This window comes from Vibrio sp. 1874 (assembly GCF_033344395.1).
Classification (GTDB): domain Bacteria; phylum Pseudomonadota; class Gammaproteobacteria; order Enterobacterales; family Vibrionaceae; genus Vibrio; species Vibrio alginolyticus.
On the sequence record NZ_JAWPOR010000005.1, the window covers coordinates 78,179 to 93,644 of the forward strand.

The following is a 15,466-nucleotide window of genomic DNA, read 5'->3' on the forward strand; positions in this document are numbered from 1 at the left end:
CATGAACCTGATCAGAACCAGTTTATCCCTTTCTTTAATGGGTCCAGCGTTGGTGTGGGCTCAAGACATGCCTTTCGAAGCACCGCCATTGCAACCATCACAAATGGACTTTGGTGGTGTCGGCTTAATGCAGATGCCTACAGGTCGTATGGCACCTGAAGGCGAGTTTAACTTTGCTGTTACCGGTAGCGACGAGTACCTATTTTACAATGTGACTTTGCAAGTGATGCCATGGCTAGAAACAACCATTCGTTACACCATGGTGAACGATCTTTTCTACAGTAACGATCCGAGCTTTTCGGGTGATACCAAGTACACCGACAAGGGAATCGACTTTAAAGTTCGCTTGTTAGAAGAATCCGAGTACCTGCCAGAGCTTTCTGTTGGTGTGCGTGATTTTGCAGGTACCGGTCTTTTTGATGGTGAGTTTGTTGCTGCAACAAAACGTTACTCTAACCCAAACCTTGGTACCTTTGATTTCACTTTAGGCATGGGCTGGGGCTACTTAGGTACGCGCGACAACATCAGCAACCCAGCTTGTAAGCTGTCCGATAGTTTCTGTGAACGCCCTTCAGACTTTAAAGGTAATGGCGGTAGTGTTGATTTTGAACGCTGGTTCAAAGGTCCTGCTGCACTCTTTGGTGGTGTCGAGTATCAAACTTTGCATGCGCCACTGCGATTTAAGCTTGAATACGACAGCAACGATTACAGCGAAGATTTCCCTGTGGTACGTGGTGGTGTAGACATGGCACCTCATACGCCTTGGAACTTTGGTGTTCTATATCGTTTAGGACATATGGCAGATTTGCGCTTGAGCTACGAGCGAGGCGATACGTTAGTTGCAGGCGTAAGCCTTTACACAAACTTCAATGATATGCCGTCTTTCTGGCGTGATACACCAACACCAGAAGTTGAAGACAAGCAACCAGAACAACTGTCTGATGTAGATTGGGAACGTGTTACCGAGGAGCTGGATAAAATTGCTGGCTACCAAAATACCCAACTCTACGTTGAGGAGAATACCGTTTCAGTTGTTGGCGAGCAGAAAAAGTATCGTGATCGCAATGAAGCTCATGAAAAAGCGGCGGCAGTCCTTTATAACGAAATGCCAGACAACATTGATACCTTTACTATCAATGAACGCAGTCGTGGTCTGATCGGCGATCAAACGGTTATCTCCAAAGAGAAATACCGTGACTTTGCAGAAGTTAACTACATCAATCCAAATATCGAAGATGCAACATCGACCTCGAGCGATAAACCGCAAGGTAAACCTGCTTACGATGGTTTTGAGCGCTTTGATTGGGGCTTTTCACCAAAACTGGCTCAGACCTTAGGCAACCCAGAAGAGTTCTATCTGTTCAGTGTCGGTTTAAGTGGTAGCGCGTCTTACTGGCTGACAGATAACCTAGAAATTGGTGGCTCGCTATACTGGGATTGGTACAACAACTACGACAAGTTTAACTACGTCACCCCACCAGACGGCACTTCGATTCCTCGTGTACGTACCATGTTCCGTGCTTATCAAAATGAACACGCGGTAACCATGTCCAACCTACAGTTAACTTGGTTCCAAGAGTATTCAGATACCATGGACCAGCAATTCTACGCGGGCTATCTGGAGAGCATGTTTGCCGGAGTCGGTACCGAGTTTCTTTACCGACCACAAGGAGCTAACTGGGCGATTGGCGCTGACGTTAACTTAATTTCTCAACGTGATCCACAAAGTTACTTCGGTGTTTACGATGAGAAATGGCAAAATGTGCCAGAATATGGACGTCCGTTCCAAGTTGTAGATAAAGGCTTTACTGGTTTTGTGTCGGGTTATTACTACCCTCAATGGGATTTCCTACAAGATTTGATGATTCAAGTTGATGTTGGTCAGTTCCTAGCGGGTGATATCGGTACACAAGTGAATGTATCTAAACAGTTCAAGAGTGGTGTCATTGCAGGTGCATTCGCATCAATCAGTGATTTGTCGGCTGACGAATTCGGTGAAGGTAGCTTTACTAAAGGCTTCTACATTTCGATTCCATTCGACATCATGACCGTTAAGCCAAGCAACAACCGTGCGTTCTTTAGCTGGCAACCATTGACTCGCGATGGCGGTCAGAAGCTAGGTCGTAAGTACAGCTTGATTGAGCTGACGGATGAGCGTAATCCTTGGTATCAACGCCCAAATACGTCAAACGCTAAATAACAGCCTACTTGAGGGAGCTTCGGCTCCCTTTTGTTTATTCCTCCCCCAAGTGCTCTATACCTTTCCTTTTCCTTCCAATAGCGCTAATTTCTGTTTCTTGCTAGAATTCCTGAGAAAATTTTAATCTATGGTGGAAGTCTTATGATCATCGTAACTGGTGGTGCTGGCATGATCGGCAGCAACATTATTAAAGCACTAAACGAAACTGGTATTAACGATATCCTGGTTGTCGACAACCTAAAAAATGGCAAAAAGTTTAAGAACTTAGTTGATCTGGACATCACAGATTACATGGATCGTGACGACTTTCTGACCCAAATTATGGCGGGCGATGATTTTGGTCCGATTGAGGCAATTTTCCACGAAGGTGCTTGTTCTGCAACGACTGAGTGGGATGGTAAGTACATGATGCTAAACAATTACGAGTACTCTAAAGAGCTGCTGCATTACTGTTTAGATCGCGAGATTCCATTCCTATACGCTTCTTCAGCAGCCACTTACGGCGATACAGAGACTTTCGTTGAAGAACGCGAATACGAAGGCGCACTGAATGTATACGGTTACTCGAAACAGCAGTTTGATAACTACGTTCGTCGCCTATGGCAAGACGCTGAAGAACATGGTGAGACCCTTTCTCAAATCACTGGCTTCCGCTACTTCAACGTATATGGCCCACGTGAAGACCACAAAGGTAGCATGGCATCAGTTGCGTTCCACCTAAACAACCAACTTAACGCAGGTGAAAATCCTAAATTGTTCGCGGGCAGCGAATCATTCAAACGCGACTTCGTTTACGTTGGTGATGTATGTAAAGTTAACCTGTGGTTCTTAGAAAACGGCGTATCAGGCATTTTTAACTGTGGTACTGGCCGTGCTGAATCTTTTGAAGAGGTAGCAAAAGCAGTTATCAAGCATCATGGCAAAGGCCAAATTGAAACCATCCCATTCCCTGAGCACCTAAAAGGCGCTTACCAAGAATTCACACAAGCGGATCTGACCAAACTGCGCACCGCAGGTTGTGATGTTGAATTCAAGACAGTTGCAGAAGGCGTTGCCGAATACTTAACTATCCAAAACAGTTAAGCACCACAAGGTGGTAGAACCATAACCTGCCACCTTTACTCAAGTGCAATTGCCTGTATCATTCCTAACTATCTTTTTCTCATTTAAACCACTTCGCCCGTACACGAATAGGTAACTAGACACGCCATGACCATAAAACGTGATGACTTCGACCCCAAAGCATATAACCCTGAGTTTAAGCGCCACTTTCTGTCGCCTAAGTACTGGGGCACGTGGCTAGGTGTTATCTTATTTTTACCTTTATCATTAATGCCACTGGGTTTACAAAAGTGGTTGGCGAAAACCATAGCCAAAAAACTGTCTAAATCCCACAAAGGTCCAGCTCACCGAGCGAGGGTGAACTTTGAGCTGTGTTTTCCGGAAAAGTCGTTCCAAGAACGTGAAGCTTTGATAGAAAAAACACTCTACACAGCAGCCATGTTCTTTTTTCGCTTCGGGTTACTAAGTTTACGCTCACCAAAGTGGCTTCAGAACCGTTGCCAAATTCGCGGCCTAGACATTTTACGACAGCACATTGATAACAACGAAAATGTGATTTTAGTGGTTCCCCACTCTTGGGCAATTGATGTGCCTGCTATCTTGCTCGCTTCAATGGGAATGCCAGTGTCTGCAATGGCGAAGAAACAAAAGAATGATGTTGCTGACTGGCTGATGCACAAGCAAAGAGTCCAATACGGTGGTCGTGTTTATGAACGCTCAGGTGGCATTAAGCCTTTTCTGAAATCCATTCGAGATGGCTATGTAGGGTATTATCTACCCGATCAAGATCACGGCCCAGAGCATAGTGTGTTTGTAGATTTTTTTGCTACACGTAAAGCAACACTACCTGGTTTAGGCAAAATTGCGAAACTATCACGCTCAAAAGTACTGCCTCTATTTGCGTCGATGAACACTGAAGATGGTACGTTTGATATTGAGATTTTACCGGCGTTTGAGCTGGATAAAGGCGAAGAGCAAGACGCTCGTACCTGTAATGAAACCATTGAATACTTTGTCGGTGATAAACCCGAACAATATATGTGGGTATTGCAGTTGCTGCACTCTCAAGAAGACGGCAGTAACTATTACAATTTGTTTAAACCAAGATATAACAGCGACTGGAAAGTGTAATGAAAGTCATAGTTATCAGTTTAAAGCGCTCTGTCGAACGAAGAGAGCGTATTGCATCACAATTAGAAGCGTCAGGAATAGAGTTTAGCTTTTTGGATGCCGCTGACGCTCAACAAGGAAACTTCCCTTTATCTGAACGTAGAAACGATCAACTAACAAAAAAAAGATTTGGTTATAAACTTGTTGATAGCGAAGTTGCTTGTTTTTCCAGCCACCTTCAAGCTTGGCAGATCGCAGCTGAATCCAGTGCTCCTTTGTTGATATTAGAAGATAACTGTGATCTTACTGATGAATTTTTTGAGTACTTTAAACATCTGCCAAAGATCGCGGTTGAGTTCGATTTTTTAAAGCTATGCGCAACAAGCCCAAAGAAGTATAAAAACATCAAAGCTTTTGATTCAAAAATAAAAATCATCCGTTATTACAGAAGAACGTGTGGAATTATGGGCTATATCATTTCACCAAAAGCTGCACAGTCATTCATTCACAATGCTGCTCAGTTTATCGAGCCTGTCGATGATTATATGGAAAAACCATATAAACACGGTATTTTCACATACTGTCTCAAACCTGATTTAGTTGTTCGAGCAAAAATAGACTCAACTATTGGCAGCTCAAGGAAGAACAAACAAGGTATAACTCTTATCGACAAGCTTTATATTGAGTCTTTTAGGCTTTATGAACAAATAAAAGACTTTTCTATGAGAGCACCGGATTAAACCATGAAAATACTCATTATTGGCCCTTCATGGGTTGGCGATATGGTGATGTCACAATCACTATACAAAGTCATTAAACACCAACACCCAAACTGCACTATCGATGTCATTGCTCCTGGATGGTGTAAACCGATTCTTGAGCGTATGCCAGAAATCCACCAAGCGATTGAAATGCCTATCGGTCATGGTGAGTTTAATTTATTAGGCCGCAGAGAAATTGGTAAATCATTACGTGAAAAGCAATATGACCACGCCTATATCTTGCCTAAATCAGCGAAATCAGCACTGATCCCATGGTTTGCCAACATTCCTCTTCGTACTGGCTGGAAAGGAGAAATGCGCTATGGTTTATTGAATGACTTACGCCCTAACATGAAGTCTTTTCAGTACATGGTAGAGCGCTATGTAGCGTTAGCTTATCCAAAAGCAGAAATGGTGGACTCTAATTCTCTTGGCGGGCTTGAAACCTTACCTCGCCCACGCCTTGCAATCAACGAAGCAGAGCAACAAGCCACGATCCAAAAATTCAACTTAACGCAAGACCAACCAATTATTGGACTGTGCCCAGGAGCAGAGTTTGGTCCCGCAAAAAAATGGCCCGAAAAACACTACGCTGAAGTTGCGACGCAAATGGCTCGATCTGGGTATCAAATCTGGTTGTTTGGTTCTCAAAAGGACTTAGAGACTTGTAACAATATTCGCGCACTTGTTCCGACGCAATGCCATGAGCACATTCATGTTCTAGCAGGCCAAACCAGCTTAATTGAAGCTGTCGATCTGCTTGCTGCATGTAAGACTGTTGTCGCGAACGACTCAGGCTTAATGCATGTGGCAGCTGCGGTTGGTTGTAATGTTGTTGCCGTGTATGGCTCAACTTCACCGAAGTACACCCCTCCACTTGCAGAAAAAGTGGAGATTGTTCATACCGATATTGATTGTCGCCCTTGTTTCCAGCGTGAATGTCAATACGAACACCTCAAGTGCTTGACAGAACTTTCGCCTAAGCAAGTGCTAGATAGCATCCAAAAACTTGACGCCATTACGATAAGCTCATGTTAGTTCGTATTGTTTATACCTTACTACTCGCTCTAGCGTCACCGCTGCTTTTATTTGGTTTGTACAAGAGCAAACCAAATAAGCCTAAGTTCGGCTCTCGCTGGAAAGAGCACTTTGGTATCACTCCCAAGCTAAAAAGCAACGACAAACCTATTTGGATACATGCCGTATCTGTTGGTGAAAGCATAGCAGCAACACCTTTAATTAAAGCCCTTAAGGAACAAAACCCCAAACAATCTATTCTAGTTACTACAACAACAAGTACCGGAGCTGAACAGATTGCTAAGTTGGGTGATTTAATTGAACACCGCTATATGCCAATTGACTTTGGGTTTGCTATCAAAGGCTTTCTTAAAGCAGTGCAACCAAAACAGATGTTGATCATTGAGACTGAGCTGTGGCCAAACACGCTTCACAATGTTCACAAAGCGGGTATCCCTATAACTGTCGTGAATGCGCGCCTATCTGAAAAATCATGTCAGAACTACGCCAAAATACAGCGGCTTTTTAACCAGCTTCATCCATGCCTAACTCAAGTACTCTGCCAAACGGATTCAGATGCAGAGCACTTCGAACGCTTAGGCGTTGAGAAAAAGAAACTATCCGTTACTGGCTCGATTAAGTTCGATATTCAAATATCAGAGCAAGTGAAACAACAAGGACAGCAGCTTCGAGCCCAGCTTGGAAACGATCGTCCGATTTGGATTGCAGCTAGCACCCACAAAGGCGAGGACGAACAGGTATTAGATGCACATAGACAAGTTTTAAAATCTCATCCAAATGCTTTACTCGTTTTGGTTCCTCGCCATCCAGAACGATTTGATGATGTCTTCACGCTTTGCCAACAGCAAGGCTTTAACACTGTGCGTCGTACTTCAACACATTCAGTAGAGACTAATACTCAAGTATATCTCGGCGATACTATGGGCGAGATGCTAACTTTGATGGGCGCTGCGGACATCTGCTTTATGGGTGGCAGTCTAATCGGAGATAAAGTCGGTGGACACAATGTGTTAGAGCCAGCGGTTTTGGGCGTTCCAACCATAACCGGACCTAGTTTTTTCAACTTTGAAGATATTGTCGTCACCATGAAGAAAGAAGGTGTTATAGATATTGCCCAAAATTCTCAGGAAATTGCACTTTATACAGCACTCTATATGAGTAACAAAAATCAACGGAATGAAATAAGTAGCAAGTTAAAAGCATTTACGTCTAAAAGATGTGGGGCTTTAAAATCCACAATCCAGAAGCTTAACGCTATAAATGGTCAGTAAATTTTATAATATAAAATTAACATTTAAGCCAAGCATTGAGCATACACATAAAGCTTAGTAATAAAGTGGTGCCTTGATAACAAATAAGCCATCACATTGAGTTCTCAAAGAGCTGTCAAAATGAAATTTATTGATAAAGTAAGTATAAGCAAGATATCCCTACACGAATGGCTAATATCCACGCCAATAATATGGGCTTTTTCGGGTCAACTGGTAAACTCTGATTCTTACAAAGCGATGATCGTACTGTCAGTAATTTCTCTAATTAGTTCAGTTTGGAACTATGGTTGCAAAACAATCATCCATAACATCACCAAGAATAGGTGGACTCAAGTTATTGGCATAATGTTATTATCAACTATATTTTATAAAGAATACAATAGTTCAATCTCCAACGACTCCTTGCGTGCTTATGCAATCATGTTTGTCTTCCTTGTTTCTTTTCCAGATAAACTATCGGACAAACTATTTCACAATCTTCACTGGCTTTTGCTTATTTCCAGTTTATTCATGTTAACGTACACCACTCTTAACATGTATATTTGGAACAATCCTAGAGCACTATGGGATATAAACCCTATACCATACACAACAATTTCCGCAGCTGTGGCAACTGCCTCGATATGTTACTTTTTAACTACTAAAACAAAAGAAATTCGAAATATAAGTCTAATAGCTTTTATATTTAGCTTTAATTCATTGGTAATAAGCCTTTCAAGAGGACCATTTTTAGCTTTACTCTGCTCTTTATTTATTGTTGTTATTTTCACTCAAAGACAGAAATGCCTTAAATATGGTAGGTTGCTATCTATTATTACTGTCACTATTTTATCTTTCACAATTCATTCTTCTATTGTTTCCGAGAGAGTAAAAAGCACCGAAAATGCGATTGAAACAATCAAGCAAGGTGGAACAGACACATCGATTGGAGCAAGAATAAAGTTATGGCATTCAAGTGTCTATTCGATATTTGAGAAACCGATATTCGGTTTGGGCAGTAAAGAGAAATCATTTCGAGAAACGTTAGCTAATAAAGGCATTATTGAGCAAGATACAGCTCAATGGGGGCACTACCACAATCAATACATCAATACTCTTGTAAAACAAGGCCTAGTAGGGCTGGCACTACTTATCGTATTATTTTTCTTCCCTTTATCACAGGTACGAAAATTAGACACACTGCCGGCAAGCATTGTGCTTGGTGTATTAACTGTTTTCTGGGTTTCAGCTTTTACGGACATACCTATAAATCATGCTCAGCCACTCATAATGTTCATCGCACTCATATCTTTATGTTGGATACAAAGTAAAGAAGAATAGAGTGAACACTAAGAGAAAGTTTATAAAACGCTACGTTCTAAATTTTTTACCTAAAAACGGCCCATGAGATACTCGAAGGCCGCTTTCATTTTTAACCTACGAGCCTCTACAGGTTAGCTTTCCAAACAAGATCGCATATTCCATCAGTCGGCTTAAAACCTGTTGGAGCTTCAAGCAATATGCTCCGAATTTTATCATGCTCAAAGTTATGACAAGCTTCATCTAACTTGCAGAGTATGTCTTGGTACTGATCAAGCGGTAAGTAGGTCTCATGAGCGGTCATAATACGCTCATGGCTAGTTTTCTTGACATTATCTCCAATTAATAGCTCCTCATAGAGCTTTTCACCAGGTCTTAAGCCTGTACAGCGTATTTCGATATCACCATCAGGATTCTCATCATCTCTTACCTCCAGCCCCGAAAGATTAATGAGGTTTTTAGCTAAGTCGATGATCTTCACAGACTCTCCCATATCAAGTACGAATACGTCCCCTCCTTTACCCATTGCTCCAGCTTGAATAACCAACTGTGCAGCTTCTGGAATGGTCATAAAGTATCGAGTGATCTCTGGGTGAGTCAGAGTGATCGGGCCTCCATGCTCAATTTGCTGCTTGAACAAAGGCACGACAGAGCCGGATGAACCGAGAACATTGCCGAAGCGAACCATACAGAACCTTGTACCTTTAGCGTCATGAAGTTGCTGCTCAGCGAGTGCCTGTAAGCCTAGCTCAGCTAAACGTTTCGTGGCTCCCATAACATTTGTCGGCCTCACAGCTTTATCGGTTGATATCAATACAAAAGACTCGACACCACTCTCGATTGCGGCCATGGCGGTGTAGTACGTACCAAAAACGTTGTTTCTAACGCCCTCTACAACGTTGTGCTCAACTAATGGAACATGTTTGTATGCTGCAGCATGGTACACCGTGTTTACTTTAAACGCGTTCATCACAGCCGATAAACGATTTTGGCGTTGGACGGAGCCAAGCAAAGGTATCACCTCTGAATCTAAGCCTTCATTCGTAATGTAACTATTTAACTCTTTATCTATCTGATACAACGCAAACTCTGAAAGCTCATAAAGAACCAGCTTTCTTGGTTTATTCTTAATAATCTGGCGACATAACTCAGAACCAATAGAGCCTCCCGCCCCAGTCACCATTACAACTTTACCTTTAATATTCGCTTCTAACAGTTTCTGGGTTGGTGCGACTGGTATACGACCAAGCAAATCCTCTATCGCTACCTCTTTTAACTCGTCTATCTTTACAATGCCTAAGACAAGATCATCCAAGTTTGGAATTGTCAAAACATCAATCCCCATTGTAGACAGCAGAGAAGCAGCTTCCGCTTTCTGTTTTTTCGGCGCTGAAGGAATGGATAAGATCGCTTTTTGAATACCGTACTTACGCTTTAAGCCTGCAATATTCTTGGGTGAGTAAACTTTAACGCCAACAATCGTTCTTCCAACTAGAGTTGGGTTATCATCAATAAATGCTTTAGCATTGTACAACTCACCTTTTTGCAACATTACAACCAATTGCCGTCCGGCTTTTCCTGCACCATAAACAATGATGTTTTCTTTACCTTTCGATGAAGCCCCTTCAATAAGACTTACAATAACAAACCTCGAAAAGAAGGTTAAAATGAAAGAAAAACAAAAGAATAATATTGGTAATGTTCGCGGCAGCATTACCTGATTAAAATAGGAGGTAAAACCTAAAAAAAGTACGACAATACATAATGAGCTTACAATTAACTTTGCAATACTATTCATCGCATGTCTTAGCACGTGTTTGTAAACACCTCGAATCCAACAGATAAAGACAAAGAGAGTAGCGGATGAAATAGATAGGTATAAGTAGCTAGAGTAATCTATCAAGTACTCTAGCTGATAAAACCTTGTGAAAACTGCCATCCAAAAGGACAGTAATATAAAGTTAAAATCGGAGAGGGCTACTAACGTATCCTTCACTCTACGTCTCAAAAAAAACTCTTTCATTACGACCAACTTGAGCTTACTCATGCATTTCGTACATGAGAATACATATTGTTAATCAGCCATGAGCATAAACCCATGACTGAATACACTAATCAATAAACTCTCTAAACCAAAGTTCAACTGCCATTAAAGCTCGAATCTCTCGAGTATTATTTGAGGTGCCTTTACAATGATTTTCATAAAGCTCTTGGACAAAATCATGGTTGAAAATTCCTCTTGATTTGGCTTTTTCGCTAAATAAGAGATCGGAAACCATGTCCTTTAAGTCCGTTTTGAGCCATTCGCCAATTGGAACTGTGAACATTTGCTTTTTACGGTAAGCTAACTCCTCGCCTATCAGGTTAGATACAGTCTTTTTGAAAATGTACTTCGTCTCACCATCGTGTAGTTTTAATTCACCTGGAATTGAAAAAGCTAGCTCAATCATTCTAAAGTCTAGAAATGGAGCACGGTTTTCAATAGAGACCGCCATTCCCATTCGGTCCGGTTTAACCAAGTTATTTCCAGGCAGTAATAGCTTGGTGTCTATATATAAGGCTTGGTTTACTCTGTCCTGATGCTTTACTTTCTTAAATGCTTGTTTCGCAAAGTAGTGACTGTCTACCCCAGCCAAAGCTTCCATCATAGAATCGCTGTATAGCTTACTCTTCGATGTTTGTTGGAATAGCGAAATACTTTCCAAAAACTTAATCTGAAACTCTTCGTCACTTAGCGAGTCAGTGTCTGAATCAAAAAAGTTTTTGTATTTATCATATCCCGCAAACAGTTCATCAGCCCCATCGCCTGTTAAAACCATTTTCACTTCTTTTGAAGCAAGTTCTGCGACTTTATACGTCGGCATAAATGAAACATCACCATGCGGTTGATCGCAATGATATGTTGATTTCCCCCACAAGTTCAGGAGGTTTGCTTCTACTTTTTCGCAAACATGCTCAGTATTGAACCTGTTGGCCGCAGCCTCTGCGTAGGGGGATTCATCGTACTTTTTATCATGAAACCCAATCGAAAATGTTTTGACTGGTTGTTCTAAATGCTTCGCCATATACCCAACAACGGAGCTTGAATCTACTCCTCCAGATAAGAACGCACCAAACGGGACATCAGCTCTTAAACGAAGTCGAACTGCATCATCTAAAGTCGTGTCCAATTGCTCAATCCAGGCCGCTTCACTTGCTTCTTCTGGATTGACATCAGCGACATCCCACCAAGAGACTTCTTCAATGCCTGAATTAGAAATAGAGAGGTAGCTTCCCGGCATGACATGCTCCACACCAGAAAACATTGTCATGGGTGGTACCACATAATTGTAAGAGATATAACTATCTAATGCTTTCTTGTTTAGTTCTCTTGGAATACCTACCTTCAAGATTGATTTTATTTCCGAACCAAAGGCCAACATTCCGTTGTGATTTGCATAATATAGTGGCTTTTCTCCAACGCGATCACGAATGAGAAACATAGTGTCTATGCGCTTATCGTAAATACTGATTGCAAACATACCGTTTAGCATTGAAATGAAGTCAATACCGTACTTTTGGTAAAGTCTTAACAATACTTCTGTGTCACATGTTGTTTTACACTCGAAAGGGGTCCCAGCAAGTTTTTGAGCAAGTTCAACATGGTTAAATATTTCACCATTTTGAACTACAACAATATCGTGCTCATCAGAATAAAAAGGCTGTTGTCCGTGCTCTAAATCTAAGATTGCTAATCTCTGGTTTCCGAGTGCTCTACCTTCCCGGTGGTAATACCCCATGCCATCAGGTCCTCGATATACAATCGCCTCCCCCATGGCACGCACCGTTTCTTCGCTTAAAGAACGATTAGAAAAGTCGAAGTAACCGAAAATACCGCACATATTAATTCCCACCTTTTCTAATAACTTGCTTCACTGTCATCGCTATAATTTTAAGATCGAGATAAATGCTATGAGTCTTTACATATTCTAGATCTAATCGGGTTCTCTCTTCTGGTGTCGTATTTGAACGCACCGTAGCTTGAGCCAAACCCGTGATTCCCGGTTTGACGCTATTACGTAATTGCCACTCATCTGGCGTATAGTTTTTTTCTTGGACGGGGACGTCAGGACGAGGGCCAACGATGCTCATATCACCCAATAGCACGTTTATAAGTTGCGGTAATTCATCAATACTTGTTCTTCTGATCACTCGTCCAACTCTAGTGATTCTTGGATCATTTTGTTGAGTGAAATAAGGACCTACTTCGGATGCATTGCATTTCATACTACGAAATTTATACATCCCAAACTCTCTCCCTCCTAACCCCACTCTTTTTTGTTTAAAAAATGGTGAACCTGGATCATCGACGAAGATGATGATCGCAACAACAAACAAAAGTGGCGCGAGTAAAATCAATGCCAACGCCGAAACTAAACAATCAAAAATAGTTTTCACATCTCACCTTCTACAATGCCGTCCACAATTCTTTTTAGTTCGTTTTTATCATGTTGAATCTGCTCATAAGTCCTATTTTTCAATCTCTCTATCTCGGAATACAAGCGCGATACTTCTAGCTCTAGATCGAGTTTACTCTTTAGTTCCTCAAGGTTTTTAGAACGCTGATGAAATGCTCTGGACAATATAACCGCACTTGAACCAAGACGAGCATGTTCTCCCAAAATCAAACTAGCAGGTAATGTCCCTTCGCCGACTCTAGCCACGCCCCCAAAGCCAAATGGCTTTCCAGAAGTTTTTATTGCCGCAACTAATTGATCCAAGTATCCCGTTGAAATGATCTCGAACATAAAACGAAAGCCTAACTCTCTATGCAAGTCATTCAACCCTATATAGAACTCTGATACATACGGGCTATCAACATAAGTTTCTAGAGACTCGGCTGCAGATTTTGTCTCAATAAGAGGAATGAATTTGGCTCTGCCATTTATCATCTTACCAACACTGTTCACCTCTTCTTTTGAGTGAAACATTGGTAACATAATGATATCAGCACCCTCGGCAATAGCTCGATCGACTTCTTTGCTAATGTTTTTATTGAAAGGGTTGATGCGAACTAATACTTCAGATGAACCTGATGCCGTTTTAACCTTATTGATATCTTCTTCAGAATGATTACTTATTACAGTATCTAAATGCCCTTGACGCTCATATTTACCAAGAACTTCCAGGTCAACAAAAATACGACTAATACCACAACTGTTAGCATAAGAAGCAATCTCTGGATTATTAGTTATATACATTAAATTCATACTAACTCCTACTAGTCATAAACCTAAACATTAAAACAAACACTAATAAAACTGATGTTACGTATACTCCTATAGTAAAGGTTCCAATAATAGGTTCTAATGTAATAACAAAGTTCTTTGCAGAGTACAAAATAACAAACGTCATCAATAGCAAGGAAATACCAAGCACAAGTATTCTCATATCTACATAGAATGGAAAAATCTTATGCCCGGCTCGAAGAGCAATCAAAAAACATATTGCTGTAGTGGCGTAAAAAGTTATTAGAGAATAAAGCAAATCTTCAATTGGTGGTTTTACCAATATTAAAAAAGAAAAGACGACAATACCCAATAGGGTAGTAACTATGAAAGGTCGCTTAGTATCCCTTCTTGATGAAAAAACAGCCAGAATAATGCCGTTCACGCACTGAAACGGCAAACTTATGGCATACGTTTTCAAATATTCAGAAATATTCATCAACTGATGGTGACTTAACGCCCCCCAACCATAAATAGTTTCAACTATAGTATCCGCATAAAGAACCATTGCTGTCGTCACAAGTATGGACATAAAAAGACTAAAACATAATATATTGGATGCTAGTTTTAAGAACTTACCTTCATTACCATTCGAGTATATTCCCGATAGTTTAGGAAGAAATATTATACTAAATACCGTCGATAGGATAATTAAAGGCAGCTCTACCAACTTAATTGTGTAGTTCACTAAAGACAACGACCCTCCCCCATCAATGGAAGCGACGGTACGGACAATTATTGGTAAAAGGAAGATAACACCACCTGCAGCCAAAGCATAAAAATATCTAGATAATAAATCTCTGCTTATTAAATTTCTTTCATGTTTGATAAAAAATGGGGGTAACCCTATAGCAAGTACTTGTGACAGCCACCTCATTAGAGACGCTAACACCAAGCCAATCGATATTAAGATAAACCCACTATCTAAAAAGGCTGTTAAGCAAACAAATACAATAATAGTAAGATTAACTATTAACGTACTCAAAGAAGTAGTTGTGAACCTTTCTTTGGAATTTAGATAAGCTAACGAAGCACCAGTTGCCAATGAAAAAGGCAATGCAATTAAGCTAAAGAAGAAGTAATCTTGATTGGTTTCTATAAATGTCTCATTCATTCCCAAAGCAAGAAATGATATTAAGTCACTCCTAAGTGGATAAGAAAGCAAGCAAACTGTTAAACCAAAAAGAAACATTACTGAAGTTACTTGTTTGTAAAGTAACTGACTATCTTCTTCATTTAATTTCTTAAACTCAGGAACTAGTGCCATACTCATGGCACCGCCCATGAGTAAGTTGACTAAAAAGTCTGGGGTTGTAAGCAATAAAACAATAAAATCACTGTTTTCTGTTGCCCCAAAATTATTTGCGATTATTATTTCACGAAGAAAGCCACTAAAACGACCGATAAACAGTCCCAGCGAAACAATTAATGCACTAAGGAAGATTTTCTTCATGGGTA

At 40.8% G+C, this 15,466-nt stretch carries 12 protein-coding genes; 7 read left to right on the forward strand and 5 right to left on the reverse strand.

The window, feature by feature from the left end:
- Position 1 precedes the first annotated feature (1 nt).
- The 7 genes from R8N46_RS12265 (at position 2) to R8N46_RS12295 (ending at position 8,762) form a co-directional block, all read left to right on the forward strand.
- On the forward strand, positions 2–2,200 hold the full coding sequence (locus tag R8N46_RS12265) for a YjbH domain-containing protein (RefSeq protein WP_262647396.1): 2,199 nt from the start codon (positions 2–4) through the stop codon (positions 2,198–2,200).
- 141 nt (positions 2,201–2,341) lie between these two features.
- Positions 2,342–3,283, forward strand: coding sequence for an ADP-glyceromanno-heptose 6-epimerase (rfaD, locus tag R8N46_RS12270; protein ID WP_318098408.1), 942 nt, complete (start codon positions 2,342–2,344; stop codon positions 3,281–3,283).
- A 126-nt stretch (positions 3,284–3,409) separates the two neighbouring features.
- Positions 3,410–4,393 carry a lauroyl-Kdo(2)-lipid IV(A) myristoyltransferase gene (lpxM, locus tag R8N46_RS12275; protein WP_318098407.1) on the forward strand — a complete coding sequence of 328 codons (984 nt, stop codon included), beginning with the start codon at positions 3,410–3,412 and terminating at the stop codon, positions 4,391–4,393.
- The gene (locus R8N46_RS12280) at positions 4,393–5,112 is read left to right on the forward strand and encodes a glycosyltransferase family 25 protein (protein WP_043035972.1); all 720 of its coding nucleotides are present in this window, start codon (positions 4,393–4,395) and stop codon (positions 5,110–5,112) included. The genes lpxM and R8N46_RS12280 overlap by 1 nt, the downstream gene beginning before the upstream one ends.
- 3 nt (positions 5,113–5,115) lie before the next feature.
- Positions 5,116–6,171 carry a lipopolysaccharide heptosyltransferase II gene (gene waaF / locus R8N46_RS12285; protein ID WP_318098406.1) on the forward strand — a complete coding sequence of 352 codons (1,056 nt, stop codon included), beginning with the start codon at positions 5,116–5,118 and terminating at the stop codon, positions 6,169–6,171.
- Positions 6,165–7,442: a lipid IV(A) 3-deoxy-D-manno-octulosonic acid transferase gene (gene waaA, locus R8N46_RS12290; protein WP_213966053.1), complete on the forward strand. Its 1,278-nt coding sequence runs from the start codon at positions 6,165–6,167 to the stop codon at positions 7,440–7,442. The genes waaF and waaA overlap by 7 nt, the downstream gene beginning before the upstream one ends.
- Before the next feature lie 120 nt (positions 7,443–7,562).
- A complete protein-coding gene (locus R8N46_RS12295; protein WP_318098405.1) occupies positions 7,563–8,762 on the forward strand; it encodes an O-antigen ligase family protein in 1,200 nt (399 codons plus the stop codon).
- A 106-nt stretch (positions 8,763–8,868) separates the two neighbouring features.
- Here the strand turns inward: R8N46_RS12295 and R8N46_RS12300 are convergent, their stop codons facing one another.
- The 5 genes from R8N46_RS12300 to murJ form a co-directional block, all read right to left on the reverse strand.
- Positions 8,869–10,788: a polysaccharide biosynthesis protein gene (locus R8N46_RS12300; protein WP_395238926.1), complete on the reverse strand. Its 1,920-nt coding sequence runs from the start codon at positions 10,786–10,788 to the stop codon at positions 8,869–8,871.
- Between the two features lie 64 nt (positions 10,789–10,852).
- Positions 10,853–12,622: an asparagine synthase (glutamine-hydrolyzing) gene (gene asnB, locus R8N46_RS12305; protein ID WP_064377030.1), complete on the reverse strand. Its 1,770-nt coding sequence runs from the start codon at positions 12,620–12,622 to the stop codon at positions 10,853–10,855.
- Position 12,623: 1 nt separating this feature from the next.
- Entirely contained in the window at positions 12,624–13,178 is a 555-nt protein-coding gene (locus tag R8N46_RS12310; protein ID WP_043035978.1) for a sugar transferase, read from the reverse strand.
- Entirely contained in the window at positions 13,175–13,990 is an 816-nt protein-coding gene (locus R8N46_RS12315) for an aldolase/citrate lyase family protein (protein WP_046874098.1), read from the reverse strand. The genes R8N46_RS12310 and R8N46_RS12315 overlap by 4 nt, the downstream gene beginning before the upstream one ends.
- A gap of 1 nt (position 13,991) precedes the next feature.
- Positions 13,992–15,461 (reverse strand): murein biosynthesis integral membrane protein MurJ, encoded by a 1,470-nt coding sequence (gene murJ / locus R8N46_RS12320; RefSeq protein ID WP_318098404.1) that lies wholly within the window; start codon positions 15,459–15,461, stop codon positions 13,992–13,994.
- Positions 15,462–15,466: the final 5 nt, after the last annotated feature.